Annotated in this window: 15 protein-coding genes; 8 read left to right on the top strand and 7 right to left on the bottom strand. The window is 66.9% G+C overall.

The annotated features are described in order from the left end of the window. The first annotated feature begins 22 nt into the window (after positions 1–22). The 4 genes from GO592_RS30565 (at position 23) to GO592_RS30550 (ending at position 4,834) form a co-directional block, all read left to right on the top strand. Positions 23–1,618: an aldehyde dehydrogenase (NADP(+)) gene (locus GO592_RS30565; protein WP_007296268.1), complete on the top strand. Its 1,596-nt coding sequence runs from the start codon at positions 23–25 to the stop codon at positions 1,616–1,618. Positions 1,619–1,643: 25 nt separating this feature from the next. After that, complete coding sequence (locus GO592_RS30560; RefSeq protein ID WP_005567248.1) at positions 1,644–2,579, top strand: 5-dehydro-4-deoxyglucarate dehydratase; 936 nt, start codon at positions 1,644–1,646, stop codon at positions 2,577–2,579. Then, positions 2,579–3,850, top strand: coding sequence for a glucarate dehydratase family protein (locus GO592_RS30555; protein ID WP_007296267.1), 1,272 nt, complete (start codon positions 2,579–2,581; stop codon positions 3,848–3,850). Before GO592_RS30560 ends, GO592_RS30555 begins: the two co-directional genes overlap by 1 nt. Before the next feature lie 90 nt (positions 3,851–3,940). Beyond that, complete coding sequence (locus GO592_RS30550; protein ID WP_007296266.1) at positions 3,941–4,834, top strand: LysR substrate-binding domain-containing protein; 894 nt, start codon at positions 3,941–3,943, stop codon at positions 4,832–4,834. A gap of 12 nt (positions 4,835–4,846) precedes the next feature. On the opposite strand, the gene GO592_RS30545 is transcribed toward GO592_RS30550, so the two are convergent. The 7 genes from GO592_RS30545 to GO592_RS30515 all read right to left on the bottom strand — a co-directional run bounded on the left by GO592_RS30545 (position 4,847) and on the right by GO592_RS30515 (position 12,672). Beyond that, positions 4,847–5,329: a carboxymuconolactone decarboxylase family protein gene (locus GO592_RS30545; protein WP_007296265.1), complete on the bottom strand. Its 483-nt coding sequence runs from the start codon at positions 5,327–5,329 to the stop codon at positions 4,847–4,849. A 114-nt stretch (positions 5,330–5,443) separates the two neighbouring features. Beyond that, positions 5,444–6,679: a fatty acid desaturase family protein gene (locus GO592_RS30540; RefSeq protein ID WP_007296264.1), complete on the bottom strand. Its 1,236-nt coding sequence runs from the start codon at positions 6,677–6,679 to the stop codon at positions 5,444–5,446. A 147-nt stretch (positions 6,680–6,826) separates the two neighbouring features. Next, complete coding sequence (gene mhpA, locus GO592_RS30535) at positions 6,827–8,368, bottom strand: bifunctional 3-(3-hydroxy-phenyl)propionate/3-hydroxycinnamic acid hydroxylase MhpA (protein WP_007296263.1); 1,542 nt, start codon at positions 8,366–8,368, stop codon at positions 6,827–6,829. Beyond that, on the bottom strand, positions 8,365–8,721 hold the full coding sequence (locus GO592_RS30530) for a DoxX family protein (RefSeq protein WP_005567253.1): 357 nt from the start codon (positions 8,719–8,721) through the stop codon (positions 8,365–8,367). The genes mhpA and GO592_RS30530 overlap by 4 nt, the downstream gene beginning before the upstream one ends. Further along, a complete protein-coding gene (locus GO592_RS30525) occupies positions 8,718–10,607 on the bottom strand; it encodes an acyl-CoA synthetase (RefSeq protein WP_007296262.1) in 1,890 nt (629 codons plus the stop codon). Before GO592_RS30525 ends, GO592_RS30530 begins: the two co-directional genes overlap by 4 nt. Next, positions 10,604–11,542, bottom strand: a complete 939-nt coding sequence (locus GO592_RS30520; RefSeq protein ID WP_007296261.1) for a fumarylacetoacetate hydrolase family protein — start codon at positions 11,540–11,542, stop codon at positions 10,604–10,606. Before GO592_RS30520 ends, GO592_RS30525 begins: the two co-directional genes overlap by 4 nt. Next, the gene (locus tag GO592_RS30515; protein ID WP_007296260.1) at positions 11,539–12,672 is read right to left on the bottom strand and encodes a VOC family protein; all 1,134 of its coding nucleotides are present in this window, start codon (positions 12,670–12,672) and stop codon (positions 11,539–11,541) included. Before GO592_RS30515 ends, GO592_RS30520 begins: the two co-directional genes overlap by 4 nt. A 292-nt stretch (positions 12,673–12,964) precedes the next feature. On the opposite strand from GO592_RS30515, the gene GO592_RS30510 reads away from it, so the two are divergent. From GO592_RS30510 to GO592_RS30495, 4 genes are all read left to right on the top strand, one after another. Next, a complete protein-coding gene (locus tag GO592_RS30510) occupies positions 12,965–13,552 on the top strand; it encodes a hypothetical protein (RefSeq protein ID WP_007296259.1) in 588 nt (195 codons plus the stop codon). A gap of 127 nt (positions 13,553–13,679) precedes the next feature. Further along, positions 13,680–14,342 (top strand): TetR/AcrR family transcriptional regulator, encoded by a 663-nt coding sequence (locus GO592_RS30505; protein WP_007296258.1) that lies wholly within the window; start codon positions 13,680–13,682, stop codon positions 14,340–14,342. Between the two features lie 194 nt (positions 14,343–14,536). Beyond that, positions 14,537–14,965, top strand: coding sequence for a DUF7144 family membrane protein (locus GO592_RS30500; RefSeq protein ID WP_039950662.1), 429 nt, complete (start codon positions 14,537–14,539; stop codon positions 14,963–14,965). Between the two features lie 152 nt (positions 14,966–15,117). Continuing rightward, positions 15,118–16,365: a cation:proton antiporter domain-containing protein gene (locus GO592_RS30495; RefSeq protein WP_039950660.1), complete on the top strand. Its 1,248-nt coding sequence runs from the start codon at positions 15,118–15,120 to the stop codon at positions 16,363–16,365. Positions 16,366–16,529 lie beyond the last annotated feature (164 nt).

Below are 16,529 nucleotides of genomic sequence, written 5' to 3'. Positions count from 1 at the left end.
ACGAGAACCGAGGACTTGAATCATGACAGCAACGGTGAACCGGACCGACGTGACCGGACAGATGATCATCGCAGGGAAGCCCGTCCAGGGTTCCGGCACGACGATCCACGGCATCGACCCCACCACCGACGGCCGGCTGGAACCCGGCTTCGCGCACGGTGACGAACGGGACGTCGACGCCGCCTGCGCCGCCGCCGCCGAGGCGTTCGCGCCGTTCCGCGCCACGAGCAGCGAGAAGCGCGCCCAGTTCCTCGAGGCGATCGCCGACAACATCGAGGCCCTCGGCGAGACGCTCATCGCCCGGGCGTGCGCCGAATCCGGACTTCCCCAGGGCCGCATCACCGGTGAGGTGGGCCGCACGTCCGGACAGCTGCGGCTGTTCGCCGGCGTCCTGCGTGACGGCGGCTGGAACGGCGCCCGCATCGATCCCGCGATGCCCGACCGGACGCCCCTGCCCCGTCCCGACATCCGGCAGCGGAAGGTGCCGCTCGGACCCGTCGCGGTGTTCGGCGCGAGCAACTTCCCCCTCGCCTTCTCCGTCGCCGGCGGAGACACGGCGTCCGCGCTGGCGGCGGGCTGCCCCGTCGTCGTGAAGGCTCACGACGCGCACCCCGGCACCTCCGAACTCGTCGGCCGCGCCATCGCCGACGCCGCCGCGAGCACCGGCATGCCCGCGGGCACGTTCTCCCTGCTGTTCGGCTCGGGCCGCGGGCTCGGCACCGCGCTCGTCACCGACCCGCGCATCAAGGCCGTCGGATTCACCGGATCCCGTTCCGGTGGAACCGCTCTGGTCGCCGCTGCCGCCGCACGTCCGGAACCCATCCCGGTGTACGCGGAGATGAGTTCGATCAACCCGGTGTTCGTGCTCGAGAACGCACTCGCCACCCGCGGCGCCGAGCTCGGTCGGGCGTTCGTCGCATCCCTGACGCTCGGATCCGGACAGTTCTGCACCAACCCCGGACTCGTCATCGCCGTCGACGGCCCCGGTCTCACCTCGTTCGTCGAGTCCGCGAGCGCCGCCGTCGCCGGGAGCACCCCCACCCCGATGCTCACCCCGAACATCGCCGGCTGCTACGCGGACGGCGTCGCAGCGCTCACCGGCGAGGCCACCGTGGAGGCCCGCGGCACCGAATCGGATGCACCCAATTCGTGCCGTGCCGCGCTGTTCAGCACCGGCGCCGACACCTTCCTGAGCTCGGAGGTGTTGCAGCAGGAGGTATTCGGCTCGTCCAGCCTGATCGTCAAGTGCCGCGACGCCGAGCAGGTGCGTGCCGTGGCGGCGAAGCTGGAAGGCCAGCTGACCGCGACCGTCCACGTCGACGACACCGATCTCGACGAGGCCGGACGCCTGCTGCCCGTCCTCGAGCTCAAGGCCGGCCGGATCCTGTTCAACGGCTGGCCCACCGGGGTCGAGGTCGGCCACGCGATGGTGCACGGTGGCCCGCACCCCGCGACATCCGACTCGCGCACCACGTCCGTCGGCTCGCTGGCGATCGAACGGTTCCTGCGTCCCGTTGCCTACCAGGATGTTCCGAGCTCGCTGCTCCCCGCCGCCATCGCCGACGGCAACCCCGACCAGTTGTGGCGTCGCATCGACGGCCGACTCACCCAAGCCTGATTTTCCCTTCGTGAAGGAGTTCCCCATGCTCGACGGCGTCCTGTTCTTCCCCGTCACCCCGTTCACCGCATCCGGCGACGTCGACTACGACCGGCTCGCCGAGCACGTCGCCAAGGGTGTCGACGCGGGCCCCGGAGGTGTCTTCATCGCCTGCGGCACCGGCGAATTCCACGCCCTCGGGCTGGAGGAGTTCGGCAAGATCGTCGCCAAGGCCACCGAGGTCGTCGCCGGACGCGTCCCCGTGTTCGCCGGGGCCGGCGGCTCGGTGCAGCAGGCCAAGGAGTTCGCCGCCAGCGCGAAGGCCAACGGAGCCGACGGTATCCTGCTGCTCCCGCCGTACCTGGTGACGATGCCGCAGGCCGGGCTGGTGGAGTACACCCGCGCGGTCGCCGACACCACCGACCTCCCGCTCGTCGTCTACAACCGCGGCAACGCCCGGTTCGACGAGGCGGCCGCCGTGGAGGTGGCGCAGTTCCCGACCGTGGTCGGGTTCAAGGACGGCACCGGTGATCTCGACAAGGTAGGCCGCATCGTCCGTGCGGTGAAGGACGCGCTCGCCCCCTCCGGCAAGCCGTTCCTGTTCTTCAACGGCATGCCCACCGCCGAGGTCACCCAGCAGGCGTACCGCGCGATCGGTGTCACGCTGTACTCGTCCGCGACGTTCGCGTTCGCGCCCGAACTCGCCCTCGGGTTCTACGAGGCGCTCGAATCCGGCAACGAGGAACTCACCGACGCGCTGCTCCGCGACTTCTTCCACCCCTTGGTTCGCCTGCGTGACCAGGTGCCCGGATACGCGGTGTCGCTGATCAAGTCGGGGGTCGCGATGGAAGGTATCGACGCCGGGTCGGTGCGGCCGCCGCTCGTCCCGACGAGCGAGGCCCACCTGCGGGAACTCGCGCAGATCACCGCAGCCGGGCGCGCCGTTCTCGCCGACGCACTCGCCGTGCAGGCGGCGGTCTGATGACTGCCGCACCCATCCGGATCACCGGCGCACGGATCACGCCCGTCGCGTTCGTCGACCCGCCGCTCCTCAACACCGTCGGAGTGCACCAGCCCTACGCGCTGCGTGCGATCATTCAGCTCGACACGGACGGCGGGCTCGTCGGCCTCGGTGAAACGTACGCCGACACCGCCCACCTCCTCCGGCTCGAGGCGGCCGCCGAAGCGATCGTCGGTCTGGACGTGTTCGCGCTCAACGCGATCCGCGCGACGATCGACGAGAAGATTGCCACCCTGACCGTCACGGGCGGTGACGGCGTCGCGGGCATGATCACCACGGCCAGTACCACCGACCGCGTGTTCTCCCCGTTCGAGGTGGCGTGCCTCGACGTGCAGGGCAAGGCCCTCGGCCGGCCGGTCTCCGATCTGCTCGGCGGCAAGGTACGCGACGCCGTCCCGTTCAGCGCCTACCTGTTCTACAAGTGGGCCGGGCATCCCGGCGCCCAACCCGACGAATGGGGCGAGGCGATCGACCCCGACGGTCTGGTCCGTCAGACGCAGAAGATGATCGGCGAGTACGGCTTCGAGGCCATCAAGGTCAAGGGCGGCGTGTTCTCGCCGGACGAGGAGATCGCCGGCATCAAGGCGCTGCGCGCCGCGTTCCCCGACCTGCCGCTGCGTCTCGACCCGAACGCCGCGTGGACCGTCGACACGGCGATCAGGGTTGCGTCGGAACTCGACGGCATCGTCGAATACCTCGAGGACCCGACGCCGGGCCTCGACGGCATGGCCGAGGTCGCACGTGAGGCGAAGATGCCGCTGGCCACGAACATGTGCGTCGTCGCGTTCGATCAGCTCGAGCCTGCCGTGCGGAAGGATTCCGTCCAGGTCGTGCTGTCGGATCACCACTACTGGGGTGGCCTGCAGCGGTCGCGGCTGCTCGCCGGTATCTGCGACAACTTCGGCCTGGGCCTGTCGATGCACTCCAACTCGCACCTGGGCATCAGCCTCGCCGCGATGGTGCATCTCGCCGGCGCCACACCGAACCTCACGTACGCGTGTGACACGCACTGGCCGTGGAAGACCGAGGACGTCGTCAAGCCCGGTGTGCTGAAGTTCGTCGACGGCGCGGTCCCGGTGCCGACGACGCCGGGGCTCGGTGTCGAGATCGACGAGGACGCCCTCGCCGCCCTGCACCAGCAGTACCTGGACTGCGGGGTGCGCGACCGCGACGACACCGGGTACATGAAGTCGGTGGACCCGACGTTCGAGAACACCTGCCCTCGCTGGTAGCTGTCTCACGGAAGGCGCCGACCGCGGTCTCGGTCCGCGCCTTCCGGGTGGGATACATTGAGTCCACCCCGAGGCAAAGGAGTGGATCGAATGTTCTCCCTCGCGCGGCTGTCGTGTTTCATCGCGGTCGCGGAGGAACTGCATTTCGGTCGCGCCGCGGAGCGCCTGCACATGACGCAGCCGCCGCTGAGCCGTCAGATCCAGCAGCTCGAAAGCGAACTCGGCGTGCAGTTGATCGACCGCACCAGCCGATCCGTCACCCTCACCGCCGCCGGCACCGCGTTCCTCCCCGATGCCCGGCGCATCCTGAGTCTGTCGGAGAGTGCCGCCCTGACGGTGCGGCGCGTCCCGGCCGGCGACCTCGGCACCGTCGTCGTCGGGTTCACCGGCGCATCCGCGCACGCGGTGCTGCCGAGGTTGCTCGAGGCGGCCCGCGACCGGCTCCCGGACGTGAAAGTCGTTCTGCGGGAAATGGTCACATCCATGCAGATCGAATCCCTGATCAGCGGTGAACTGGACCTCGGGCTGATCCGCCCCATCCTCACCCGCCCCGGCATCGACACCCGCCCCATCCATCACGAACGCCTCGTCGCCGCGCTGCCCGCCGATCACCCCCTCGCCGACGCCGAGCAGCTGGCGGTGGAGGATTTCGACGATCAGCCCGTCGTCATGTATTCGCCCGTCGATGCCCGGTACTTCCACGAACTGCTCATCAGCACGTTCACGATCGTCGGTGCCTCCCCGCGCTACGTCCAGTACGTCACGCAGGTGCACACCATGCTGGTGCTCGTCCGGTCCGGGCTGGGCATGGCCCTCGTCCCCGAATCCGCGCAGACGATGCACCCGGAAGGGGTCGTGTTCCGCCCCGTCTCCGCCGTCCGCGACCGACCCGTCCAGATGAACGCCGCCTGGCGTTCGGACAACCGGAATCCCGCGCTGCGCAGGTTCATGGAGGACGTCCTCCCACAACGGGAGTGGGAATGAGAATCGGAGCGCTCAGAGCGTGAGCTTGCACGTCTGACCGATGTCGAGCACCCGCAGCACCCGGCCCGTCCCCAGCCACAACGCGCACGACAGCGCCAGGTCGGTCAGGATCTCGTCGGAGAAATGCTCGTGGCACCGCGCCCAGAAGTCCTCGTCGTCGCGGAGCGCCGTGTGATCGGTGGCGAACCGGTGGGCGAACTCCGCCGCCGTCCGCTCCTCGGCGCTGTACCCCGGCCACGACTCCCACTCGAGAACGTGATCGTAGAAGTGCTCGTCGATCCCCGCATCGGTGCCACTCCTGTCGCGGGTGCCGAGGCACACGGCACACTCGTTCGCCTCCGCGACGGCCATTCGCGCGATCTCCCGGACCCGTAACGGTAACCGGTTCCGGTTATACACGGCGTCCGTGAATGCCCCGAGCGCACCACCCAGCTCGGGTGAGATCGACAGCCAACCGGCCACGTCATCGTCACTGTAGCTACCTACTCGACTCATCCCCGAATGCTACAGCGGCAGGTGTCGCGGGGGATAGATCTGACACGTGTTCTATGTGAGTACTCAGTGGCAGGTGTTGGATGTCGGAATACAGCACATTGCCCCCGGAGTTGGTCAGCGCATTCCGAGGATTCGGCGGACGACACCGCGTTTGCGGTTCTTCTCGATCGTCGTCGCCAGGCCGATACGGCGGCCGGTGAGCGGATCGGTGGCGGGGGGACCGCCGAACCCGGCTTCGGACGCGGTTTCGGGTGCTGCGTCGCGGGTGTCCGTGAGGTACTTGTCGGGAAGCGAGAGCTTCGCGATGGTGCGCCACGACTTCCAGTACTGCACTGCGAGCGGGCCGGTCGTGTACGGCAGGTCGTACTTCTCGCACAGCTGCTTCACGCGGATCGAGATCTCGTGGTAGCGGTTGGACGGCAGGTCCGGGAAGACGTGGTGCTCGATCTGATAGCTCAAGTTGCCGGTCATGAAGTCCATGACGGGGCCGCCCGAGATGTTCGCGGAGCCGAGCATCTGTCGCAGGTACCACTGGGCGTGCGTCTCGTTGTCGACGTCCGTCTTGGTGAATTTCTCGGCGCCGTCCGGGAAGTGACCGCAGAAGATCACAGCGTTGGTCCACAGGTTGCGGACGAGGTTGGCGGTCGCGTTCGCCTTGGCCGTGGACTTCCATGCCTTGCCGGTCAGTGCCGGGTAGACGACGTAGTCCTTGAGTGTCTGCCTGCCGAGCTTGGCGAGCACTTCCTTGCCGCGCTTCCTGGTGAGTTCACGGTCGTCCCGGCCCCGGGTCACTTTGCCGAGCTCGAGCAGTTGGATGGCGAGGCCGTACTGGAACAGCGCCGCGAGGATCGCATTGTAGGCGAGGTTGCCGAGGTAGAACGGCTTCCAGCGCTGGTCACGGGTGACGCGGAGCAGGCCGAATCCCACGTCGTCGTCCATGCCGAGGACGTTGGTGTACTTGTGGTGCGCGTAGTTGTGGGTGATCTTCCAGTGCGCCGACGGATCGGCGTTGTCCCATTCCCAGTTCGCGGAGTGCACTTCGGGGTCGTTCATCCAGTCCCACTGCCCGTGCATCACGTTGTGCCCGAGTTCCATGTTCTCGATGATCTTCGACAACGAGAGCATCCCGGTGCCCAGCACCCACAGCGAACGCTTGCGGGAGCCGAAGAGCACCGCCCGGCCGCCGAGTTCCAGTCCGCGTTGTAGCCGGATGGTGTTGCGGAGGTACCGGGCGTCGCGTGCCCCGCGGGATTCCTCGATGTCCCGACGGATCGCATCCAGGTCGCGGCCGATGGCCTCGACGTCGGCGTCCGTCAGGTGCGCGTACTCGTTGATGTCCGATATCGCCATGCACCTACGGTACCGTAAGTTACGGTCCCGTAGGTTACGGGCGAGTATTTTATGACGCGAATCACTTCGACTGGTACGCAGCGATTTTCGATGTCGAATGGTGCTCGGGACGAGCAAATATCGCGTGCTCGCGCCCGCCGGGGCGGGTCACTGGGTGAGGAACGTTGGCACGGGGTCGGGGTGGAAGCGGGGGAGGGTGGTGGAGAGGGAGGACAGGTCGTTGCCGCTACTCAGGACGGTGCCGTCGGGCCGGATGACGGCGGCGCGGGCGCGGGCGCGGTGTAGCCAGTGGTGCAGATCGGTGCCGGGTCGAGCCAGCAGGACTGTGCCGCCGCGTTGTTCGATGTCGGTGCGTTGCGTCGGGGTCGGGGAGAGGGAGGTGACAACCGCGAACCGGCCTGCGACGACCTCGGCGAATCGGCGACCCAGGCCGAGGTCCGGATTCGGGATCAGGCGGCCCGCTCGGCTTCTGCGTAGTCGAGGTCGTTCTATCAGCGTGGAGCGGTGAAGGGCCGGGGTCTCGCCGTCCATGATCTTGTCGCCGAGGCCCGGGATACGGTGCAGTAGCGGTACGACGATGCGACGGATGAGGTTACCGAGTTCGCCGCCTTCGGTCATGGCCATCCCGACGAGCTTGGCGCGCCGGATCAGTGCGAGCGCGTGGGGTTTGCGTTCGATCTCGTAGGTGTCGAGTGCGCTGTCCGGCAGATCCCCGGTGAGGACGCCGGCAAGTTTCCATGCGAGGTTCATCGCGTCGCGGATCCCAGCCCCCATCCCCTGTCCGATGAACGGCGGTGTGAGATGGGCGGCGTCGCCGAGAAGGAACACGCGCCGGTCGCGCCATCGGTCCGCGATTTGGGCTCGAAAGGTGTACTCGGCCACGCGGACAAGCTTCAGGTCCTCGACCGGCGTGTTCCGTGTCCACGGCGAGATGAGGGGTTGCAGTCGAGCCATGTCGCGATAGTCGTCGGCGGTCTCGCCGGGCTCGAGCCGGAACTCCCAGCGGTAGCGAGTGTTTCCGATCCGCATGTATGTTGCCGCGCGCACCGGGTCGCACACCTGGTGGGCGCCCTCCCACTCGCCGAGGTCGGCGGTGGTCGCGACGTCGACAACCAGCCAGCGTTGGTCGAACTTCAGGTCCCGCATCGTTGCCTGAATCTGGTCTCTGACCAGACTGTTGGCGCCGTCGCAGCCGAGGACATATCTGGCCTGCACCGATTCCTGCATACCGGTGCTTCGGTCGGTGAAGTCGACGCGAATGGTGCCGGGCGTGTCGTCGGTCAGCCCGGTGACCGCTACGTTGCCGCGCACGGAGGCCTTCGGGTGCCGTTTCAGGTTGGCGCGCAGGATCTCCTCGAACTGCGGCTGGTCGAACATGTTGGCCTCGGGGTAGCCGTGTACGCCCGGGCCAGGGTCTCGGTGAAACTCGGTGAGAACGCGCATGTTCCGGTCGAGAAGCCGCAACCCGAGGCACGGCCGGGAGATCGTCGCGAACTCTTCGGCGATCCCGAGGTGCGCCACGATCCGGTGGATCTCACCGTCGAGGTGGACCGCCCGCGGCTGCGCATAGACGCCCTCCCAGCGCTCGAGTATCAGGCACTCGACACCGTACTGGGCCAGCAGCGTGGCGGCGGTCAGTCCGGTAGGCCCGGCACCGACGATGACGACCGGGACGACCCGTTCGCTCATCGGATCGATCCGAACAGGACTACGAGGTAGGCCACGATAGCTACGCCGACGACGATGGCGGGCGCCATCTCTCGCAATCCGTCACCGTTCCGTACGTGCGTCACGACGGCGCCCACCATCAGGAGCAGCAGCCCGATGCCGGCTGCGGCGCCGAGCGCCGGCACGAGTCCGCCGATCACGAGACCGACGGCACCGGCGACCTCGAGCGCACCGATACCCCGATACGTGCTGACGGGCATACCGACGTGGGCTGCCCGTTCCCGCATCGGCGAGGTCGCCGCTATCTTGCCGACGCCGAGCAGGAGGTAGAAGACTGCGAGGCAGAGTGCCAGAACTAGTGATGCGGTGGTCATGTGCGCACCGTGACCTTCCAATTGATCGCGTATCGGTCCAGGATCGCCTTGACCGTCGGTTCGCCGGCAGTTCCATCTATCTCGACAGTGGCGAGAATCGAACCGTCCTCGACGGACGCATGGATGCTGTCGATGCCTGCGACGGCGGCGAGGGCATGCTCGAGTTCGCGCCGTGTCGCGTCGGCGCGCAGTGCGAGCTTGTAGAGCTTGCCTACCGCCGTGACGGGCAACGCGGGGAGGATGGTGACCGCCTTGGGTGCCGCGGCCCGTTCGGGGACGCGCTCGCCCGCCCAGGCTTGTAGCTCGTGAGCGGTGATACCGGCGTCAGCGACAACGGTGACGTAGGCAACGGGCACTTCGCCGGCATGGGCATCGGGGCGTCCCACCGCGCTGACTGCGGTGACCTGCGGATGGGTCAGAAGAGCGTCTTCGATGACCGCTGGATCGATGTTGTGCCCGCCCCGGATGATAACGTCCTTCGCGCGTCCGACCAGGTAGATGAAGCCGTCGCTGTCGACGCGCGCCAGGTCGCCGGTGTCGAGCCAGCCGTCGACCAGTTTGCCCATGCCGTCGAGAACGGGTCCGTGTTCGTCGTGGCCGGAAACATAACCGGCGAACACCGTCGGACCGCTGATCGCCAGCACTCCGGTCGCTCCGGTGGGCAGGTCTTCCCAGGTGCCGTCTTCGCGGACGCGTACCACTTTGACCTGCTGATAGGGCATCCGTACCCCGACCGAGCCAGGACGTGGCGCGTCGGTGAAGCTGCGTGCAGTCGCGCAGGTTGCCTCCGTCAGTCCGTAGCCTTCGAGGAGGGGCACACTCGTGTGGTCCTGGAACTTTTCGATGAGCGCGGTCGGTAGAGGCGATGCTCCCACCATGGCGAATCGCAGACTACTGATGTCGGCATCGACCGGGCGCTGCGCGAGGGCCGCGTATACGGTGGGCACCGCGCTCATCGACGCGATGCGGTAGTGCTCGACGATCTTCCAGAATTCGCTGGACAAGTCCGAGTCGCGATAGCCGAGCGGGCCGGCCCACACCACACCCTGGCCCTTGAACAGCGGCGCCAGCAGCGTGACCATCAAGGCATTGACATGGAACAGCGGCAGGGCGGCGAAAACGACGGAGTCCGAGTCCCACGACGAGTTCGCGGCCAGCATCCAGGCATCGGCGACCTCGTTGTCGTGGGTGTGGGCGGCCAGCTTCGGAACACCGGTGGTACCACCGGTGTGAAACAGTGCGGCCACGTCGAACCCACGGGGGGGATCACCGACGAAGTCGGAGGAATCGATATCGGCCGCCAGCGCACTGAGATAGCCGATCCGCACTCCGTCGACCTCGGGCAGGTCCGCAGGAGCGCCGGTGGCGCCGGTGGGCCGCAAGACCAGCACGGCGTCGACCTTCCCGCTCACGGCAATCCGGTGCGCGGCCTCCCATGTCTCGGGCGCGAGTTCCGGTCCTGCCGCGACGAGTACCCGGGCACCTGAGCGGCGCAGCAATTCAGCGATGTGCTGCTGCGACTGCGCGGCGTTGATGGGAGCAGCGATGCCGGCAAGCTGTGCGGCGAGAGTCGCGGGGATCAACTCGGCGCAGTTGGGCGCCATCACGGCGACCGCGTCCCGGCGCCGTACGCCCAGACGATGGAGCAGGTTCGCGTAACGATGAACATCGTCGAGTAGTTCGGAGAAACTACGCTGCAACGGCTCCCGCCACCGTGCACCGTCCGGTAGGACGGTGAGCGCGAGGCGATCCGGCCACATGCGGGCCGCTCGGGTGAGCAACGCATAGGTGGACTCCGGAAGCCCCCGATCTCGCAGCGGCACGGCCTCGATCGTCGTCAGATCTGTGGGAACCGCGTAACGCGGCCACAGCAGGTCGGTGGTCATCGCGCGTACCTCACCACCGTGCGCTGGCGCCCCAAGTCGATGGTCCCGTCGTCCGTGAAGACGGTGGCTTCGATGAGGTCGCCGTCCTGCAGGTAGTTCGAGTTCTTGGCCTGGCCCGCGAAGAAGAGCTTCCATTTGACTGCCGGCGGCAGCAGGGAGGAGAGGATTGCGATCGGCTTCGGTGGCGCGCTCAGTGCCGTCCCGACCGGTGTTCCGGTCAGCAGTAAGTCCCCGGCATCGAGGCGTTGGAACCGGGTCAGCGCCTGCAGAGTCTCGGTCGGCTGGTAGATCATGTCGGCAACAGTCATGTTCTGGCGCGGCTCACCGTTGACCCAGAGCCGCAGGCGCAGGTCGGTGAACCGCTTCAGCTCGTCGCCGTCCAGCAGGACGAGGGCGGGGCCGACCGGGGTGAACGTCGGGTATGACTTGCCTTCGTAGAACTGCGTTTTCGGAAGCTGAATGTCGCGCGCGGAGATGTCGTTGGTGACGACCAGCCCGGCAACGTAATCGGCGAGAGTGTCTGCCGTGATCGCCGTCCCGACCGGGATGTCGCGGGCGAGGACGAGCCCGATCTCCACCTCGTAGTCCAGCAGTCGGACATGGGCAGGACGGATCACGTCGTCATTGGGGCCGCTGATCGACCCGGAGGACTTTCGAAAGAAGGTCAACGGAATGGTGTCGGGGTTCATCCCGGCGTCCTCGACGTGAGATGCGAAGTTCGTCATCTGTGCGACCACCCGGCAGGGGGCGGTGACCGGGGAGAGCAACGAGAGAGTCTCGACGGCCACGGTGCCCTCGCTGGACGCCGCTGCCTCGACGGCCGGCCGGTCGGCGAGCAGTTGGGCGGTGGTGGTGGCCTCGGTGTCTACCCGTGCGGCACCCGTGGGTGTGATGACCCACCAGGCGTCGACGGTGCGGAGGACGGAGATGGTCATGAGCTGGCAACTTTCAGAAGGCCGCGGAGGCGGTGGAGGTCGAATTCGTTGTCGGCGCGCAGCGCGTTGACAATGGCGCGCAATTCCTGGAGTGATTCCCGACCGGGGTTCAATCCGAGGAAGTCTTTGGTGGCGGGCGGCCCCCACTGGGCCAGTCCGGACGCGGTCATCGGTGCCCAGCCCGCGTCGAGTGTGCTGTCGAAAAGATCGCCGTCGCTGAAGTGCTCGACCATGAATCCGTCAGGATCTCGCCAGTAGTCGAAGATTTGGCTGCCCTGAATGTGCCGGCCGATGCCCCAGGACCGGCGGTAGCCCCGGTCGAGCAGGTATTCGCCACCAGCGGCGAGGCAGTCGAGGTCGGCGACCTGATATGCCGAATGCACATAGCGGTTGGCCGGGCCGAGAACCATCGCGAGCGTGTGATGGTCGGTGGGCGTGGCGCCCCGGTCGCAGCGGATGAAGCTCATGATCGGGCCCCGGGCCCGTTGACCGGGGTAGTACAGGAAGTCGCTGACGATCAGTCCGAGGTGCTCGAGGTACCAGTTGAGTGTTTCGAGGTACGTCGTCGTCTGGAGCACGACGTGACCGAGCCGTTGCACGGTGGCCGGCGTGCGGGGTGGCCGCTGAGGGGCGTTCACCCGCTCGCGGTCGTGTCCGAAATTCAGTGGGAGCGGGGCCTGATCGGACAGCGCCGGCAACTCAAACGTGTCGGACACGACGCGGACTCCCAAAGCGCTGGGATCTGTGAGATCGACCGTGATCCCGCCCAGGCTCTCGGGGAGGGGCACGACCGCACCTCCGACCGCGTCCGCCAATCGCAGCACGTCGGTCGAGTCGGCTGCCCGGAAGGCTGGACCGACGAACCGCGACCGCGGGCCTCGGCGGATGAGCACGCAGGGCGAGCCGGGGTCTGTACCGCGCAACTGCAGTTCGTGTGCGGTGCGGAGCGCCGTCGTAAAACCGAAGGCTTGGGCGAACGCCTCCGCCCGCTCGAGGTCGGGCTTCTCGAACTCCAGCCACGCGAGGTCATGCACCTTGATGATCGGCTCGGCGGCCCGCCCCCGGTGTTCGCCCGCCAGGGCGCCCTGCTCACTGTGCAGACCGGTATGCGGGTCATGGTGGACACTCATTGACCACTCCCTTCGATTTATGACGATATCGTCACTTACGACCATGTCGTCAGTCAAGAGTATTTGAGGAATTCGTCAATATTGATGACGGGCGCTAGGGTGGGGCGAGGCAGGCGGATCAGGAGATGAGCGCGCAGGCATGATCGAGCAGGTCCCCGAGCCACCGAAGCGCCTGGAACCGCGCACGGCGCGAACCACTTCCGGGCCGAGGAGGAGCTCTTTCACGCGGTAGTGGAGGACGCCCTCGACCGCTACGGGCAGACGGTTTGTCGACGGGATACGAATGGCTGGAATGGGATCGGTGCAAAGGTTGCTCGGACAAGACGGATTCCAACCGATTCGCGTGGTGACTGAAGTGACTGGGGGGGCCAGCGAGACGAATCGGGAAGAGATTCCCGTCGCGCATGTCGTCGCGCTCCTGCGGGAGCGTGTGTACGGCGCGATGACGTGTTTGGCGACGCTCGCCGTCCTCGTCCGCTATACGGCTCCCGAGACGAGCCCATGGGCGCGGGTCCTCGATGTCGCGGTGGCAACCGGCGGGCTCTGGGCAGCGAGCCTGCTGGCCGACTGGGTAGCACACCTCGGCGCGTACCACCGTGCTCCGCGCGGACGGGCAGCGCTGCGGATGCTCCAGGCTTCCGGCCAGATCGTGGAGGCCGCGGTCTTGCCCCTGTTGGCATTGGTCGCAGCCGCCGTCGGACTACTGAGCACATCCACAGCGATGTGGATCGCGATGTGGATCCTCGTCGTCGAACTTGGCGTAATTGCTCTACTCGCCGTGCGAATGGCCCAATTACGTTGGTGGCAACAGCTGTTCACTGTCGCAGGTTTGGTCGGTGTGGGCGTTCTTGTGGTCGGGATCAAGATCCTCGGCCATTAGGCTGGACCGTATGTGGCGACTGCTCGCGGAGTGGAGTAGTTGCCGAATTTGAGGAATTCGTCAATATTGATGACGCGCGGGTAGTGTGGGGGGAGGGTCAGACGGATCAGGAGAAGGGCACGCAGGCATGACCGAGCAGATCGCCGATGCACCGAACCGCCTGGAACGGCGCAAGGCGCGTACCCGCGCCGCACTCGTACGCGCAGCCCAGTCCTTCATGGCGGCGGGGAAGCTGACCGCCCCGATTCTCGAGATCACCCAGGCCGCAGATGTCGGAATGGGGTCGTTCTACAACCACTTTCAGACCAAGGAGGAGCTCTTCCATGCGGCAGTGGAGGAGGCCCTCGACCGCCACGGCGCGGTGCTCGACGAACTGACCGCAGATCTGGACGACCCTGCCCAGATCTTTGCGCAGAGCTTCCGTCTGACCGGACGCCTGCATCGCAGGAATCCCGAACTGAGCAAAGTACTGCTCCGCGACGGCCCGAGTCTGGTCAGCTCGGACAAAGGTCTGGCGCCGAGAGCTCGTCGAGACATCGAGGCAGCTGCCCGCGCGGGCCGGTTCAACGTACGCGACCCCGAACTGGCCCTGACAATCACAGCGGGGGCCGCACTCTGTCTCGGTCAACTGCTGCACGACCACCCCGAACGTGACGACGCGGAGGACACCGACCAGGTCACCGAGGACCTCTTGCGCATGTTCGGCCTCTCGGCCGACGAAGCCCGCGAAATCTGCCGACGTCCCTTACCCGACACCGACGATCAACCCCGAGGCGCAACCGCTACATAGACGTTCCGAGATGACCGGAGATCCGGCGGTCCGTGCTTCGAATCCATCACGCTTGGGCGTCGTCCCCGTGCTCCCGGTCCTGGAGACAACTCGGCGGGACCACATCTGCCGCGAATTGCCGCCATCACCGGCCCGACCGGAGGACAATGGAGTTCGCCGGAAACTTCACGCGTTGCCCGGGAAGGGAAACGGTCATGTCCGAGGAATCTGTGGTCAAACGCGGTGTGGCGCAAGGGTCCGCGATGGGTGGGGCGGTTCTGCTGGTCACCGTCGGTGTCCTCGAGCTACTCCAGGGCCTGTCCGCGATCTCCAAGGACGAGGTAATCGTCACCGGAGTCGACTACACCTACCAATTCGACCTCACCGCATGGGGGTGGACCCACCTGGTTCTCGGCGCGATCGTCACCGCCGCCGGAATCGCCCTGTTCACCGGTGCCACCTGGGCGCGAGGGGGCGCCATGGTGATCTGCGCAATCTCGATCATCGTCAACTTCCTCTGGTTGCCCTACTACCCCATGTGGGCGATCACGATCATCACCCTCAACGCCGTGGTGATCTGGGCCGTCTCGACCTGGCACCCCGACAGAGACCGAGCCGCACGGCCATATCGACCGGCGAGATGAACGGCTAGCGACAACGAACAGTGCGACAGGCATTTCCGCAACCTATGAGGACGACGATGGGACAGGGGATTCATCATGCGAATCGAGGGTTGCGGCCTCACGACACGACCTCGCGCCACGGCGATATCGACCGGGTGTGAGGCGTGGCCGCCATGACGTGGGCGCTGCCCGCGATCGCCGTGGTCCTGCTCGGCTTCGCGGGGATCTCCCGGCGCGTTGCGGGCACGCCGATCACCGCCCCGATCGTCTTCACCGTCACCGGGCTCCTGCTCGGCGTGGAGGCGGCCGGCGTGGTCGACGTGCACGCCACCGCCGAGATCGTCAAACTGCTCGCCGAGGTGACCCTGGCGTTGGTGCTGTTCTCCGACGCTGCACACGTCGACCTGGCCGAACTCCGCACCGAGATTTCCTTACCTGCGCGACTTCTCGGTATCGGTCTGCCGCTGACCATCGCGGCCGGATTCGGTGCCGCCGCGATCGTGCTCGGCGATCTCGCCTGGCCCGAGGCGTTGCTGCTCGCGGTGATCCTCGCCCCCACCGACGCCGCGCTCGGTCAGGCCGTGGTCACCCTCCCCGTGCTGCCGATGCGGATACGCCAGGGCTTGAACGTCGAAAGCGGCCTCAATGACGGTATCTGTGTGCCATTGTTCCTGATCGTGCTCGCGATCGCGCAAGCCGAAGCGGGCGCGATCGGCGATGGTGCGGCCGCCCGTCTGGTCACCGAGCAGATCGGATACGGGGTCGTCGCCGGGGTCGTGGCAGGCGTACTCGCCGCCACGGTCCTGGTGACGGCCGGTCGGCGCCACGCCCTCGACCCGCTGTGGGCGCACACCGTGCCGGTGACCGCAGCACTGCTCGCCTACACCGCCGCCGTGCCGCTGGGTGGTTCCGGATTCATCGCCGCCTTCGTCGGCGGACTGACCTTCGGCGCACTCCGGCGCCGCGCCGACGTCGACGACGACGCCGGGCACATGATCGACGAGACCGGTGACCTGTTCAGCGCCGTGACCTTCATCGTCTTCGGCGCCGTGCTGCTCGGTCCCGCACTCGGGAGTCTCTCCTGGGCCGTGCTCGGGTACGCCGTCGTGAGCCTGACCGTCGTCCGGATGATCCCCGTCGCACTGTCCCTTGTCGGCACCCATCCACGCGCCCCGACCCTGGCCTTTCTGGGCTGGTTCGGGCCCCGCGGCCTCGCCACCATCGTCTTCGCCATCCTCATCGTCGAAGAACCGGGCGAGCTACCCCACGAAGAATTACTCCTGACCACCGCGGTGATCACGATCGCACTCTCCGTCCTGGCGCACGGACTCACCGCCGCCCCCTTCGCCGCCCGCTACGCCGCCTGGGCCCGGGCCCACCCCCGCCCGGAGAACCGACCCGCCCCAGACGCTCGAAGGTGATTACCGCACCGCGGCCGCGTGATGTGTCCCCTGTAGTCCAGCGGCCCCTCTGATTGCTCACCATGCACGTGAACGAATTGATCCATTATTCGGATCAATATGGACGGTTGTTAAATTTCATCATGTGAGAACATTCGGGTTTGGTGAAACGTTCCGCGATCGCG

It is taken from the genome of Rhodococcus sp. 21391 (assembly GCF_016772255.1).
Lineage (GTDB): Bacteria > Actinomycetota > Actinomycetes > Mycobacteriales > Mycobacteriaceae > Rhodococcus_F > Rhodococcus_F opacus.
The sequence above is the reverse complement of the archived record's forward strand: the minus strand, read 5'-3'. Positions and strand labels throughout refer to the sequence as shown.

Excerpts from the sequence above, each read along its gene's own strand:
- GO592_RS30505 (WP_007296258.1), top strand. The coding sequence starts at position 13,680 with ATGACCGAGCAGATCGCCGATGCACCGAACCGCCTGGAACGGCGCAAG.
- GO592_RS30515 (WP_007296260.1), bottom strand. The coding sequence starts at position 12,672 with ATGAGTGTCCACCATGACCCGCATACCGGTCTGCACAGTGAGCAGGGC.
- GO592_RS30555 (WP_007296267.1), top strand. The coding sequence starts at position 2,579 with ATGACTGCCGCACCCATCCGGATCACCGGCGCACGGATCACGCCCGTC.
- GO592_RS30565 (WP_007296268.1), top strand. The coding sequence starts at position 23 with ATGACAGCAACGGTGAACCGGACCGACGTGACCGGACAGATGATCATC.
- GO592_RS30510 (WP_007296259.1), top strand. The coding sequence starts at position 12,965 with ATGGGATCGGTGCAAAGGTTGCTCGGACAAGACGGATTCCAACCGATT.
- GO592_RS30560 (WP_005567248.1), top strand. The coding sequence starts at position 1,644 with ATGCTCGACGGCGTCCTGTTCTTCCCCGTCACCCCGTTCACCGCATCC.
- GO592_RS30545 (WP_007296265.1), bottom strand. The coding sequence starts at position 5,329 with ATGAGTCGAGTAGGTAGCTACAGTGACGATGACGTGGCCGGTTGGCTG.
- GO592_RS30500 (WP_039950662.1), top strand. The coding sequence starts at position 14,537 with ATGTCCGAGGAATCTGTGGTCAAACGCGGTGTGGCGCAAGGGTCCGCG.
- GO592_RS30540 (WP_007296264.1), bottom strand. The coding sequence starts at position 6,679 with ATGGCGATATCGGACATCAACGAGTACGCGCACCTGACGGACGCCGAC.
- GO592_RS30520 (WP_007296261.1), bottom strand. The coding sequence starts at position 11,542 with ATGACCATCTCCGTCCTCCGCACCGTCGACGCCTGGTGGGTCATCACA.
- GO592_RS30495 (WP_039950660.1), top strand. The coding sequence starts at position 15,118 with ATGACGTGGGCGCTGCCCGCGATCGCCGTGGTCCTGCTCGGCTTCGCG.
- GO592_RS30550 (WP_007296266.1), top strand. The coding sequence starts at position 3,941 with ATGTTCTCCCTCGCGCGGCTGTCGTGTTTCATCGCGGTCGCGGAGGAA.
- mhpA (WP_007296263.1), bottom strand. The coding sequence starts at position 8,368 with ATGAGCGAACGGGTCGTCCCGGTCGTCATCGTCGGTGCCGGGCCTACC.
- GO592_RS30530 (WP_005567253.1), bottom strand. The coding sequence starts at position 8,721 with ATGACCACCGCATCACTAGTTCTGGCACTCTGCCTCGCAGTCTTCTAC.
- GO592_RS30525 (WP_007296262.1), bottom strand. The coding sequence starts at position 10,607 with ATGACCACCGACCTGCTGTGGCCGCGTTACGCGGTTCCCACAGATCTG.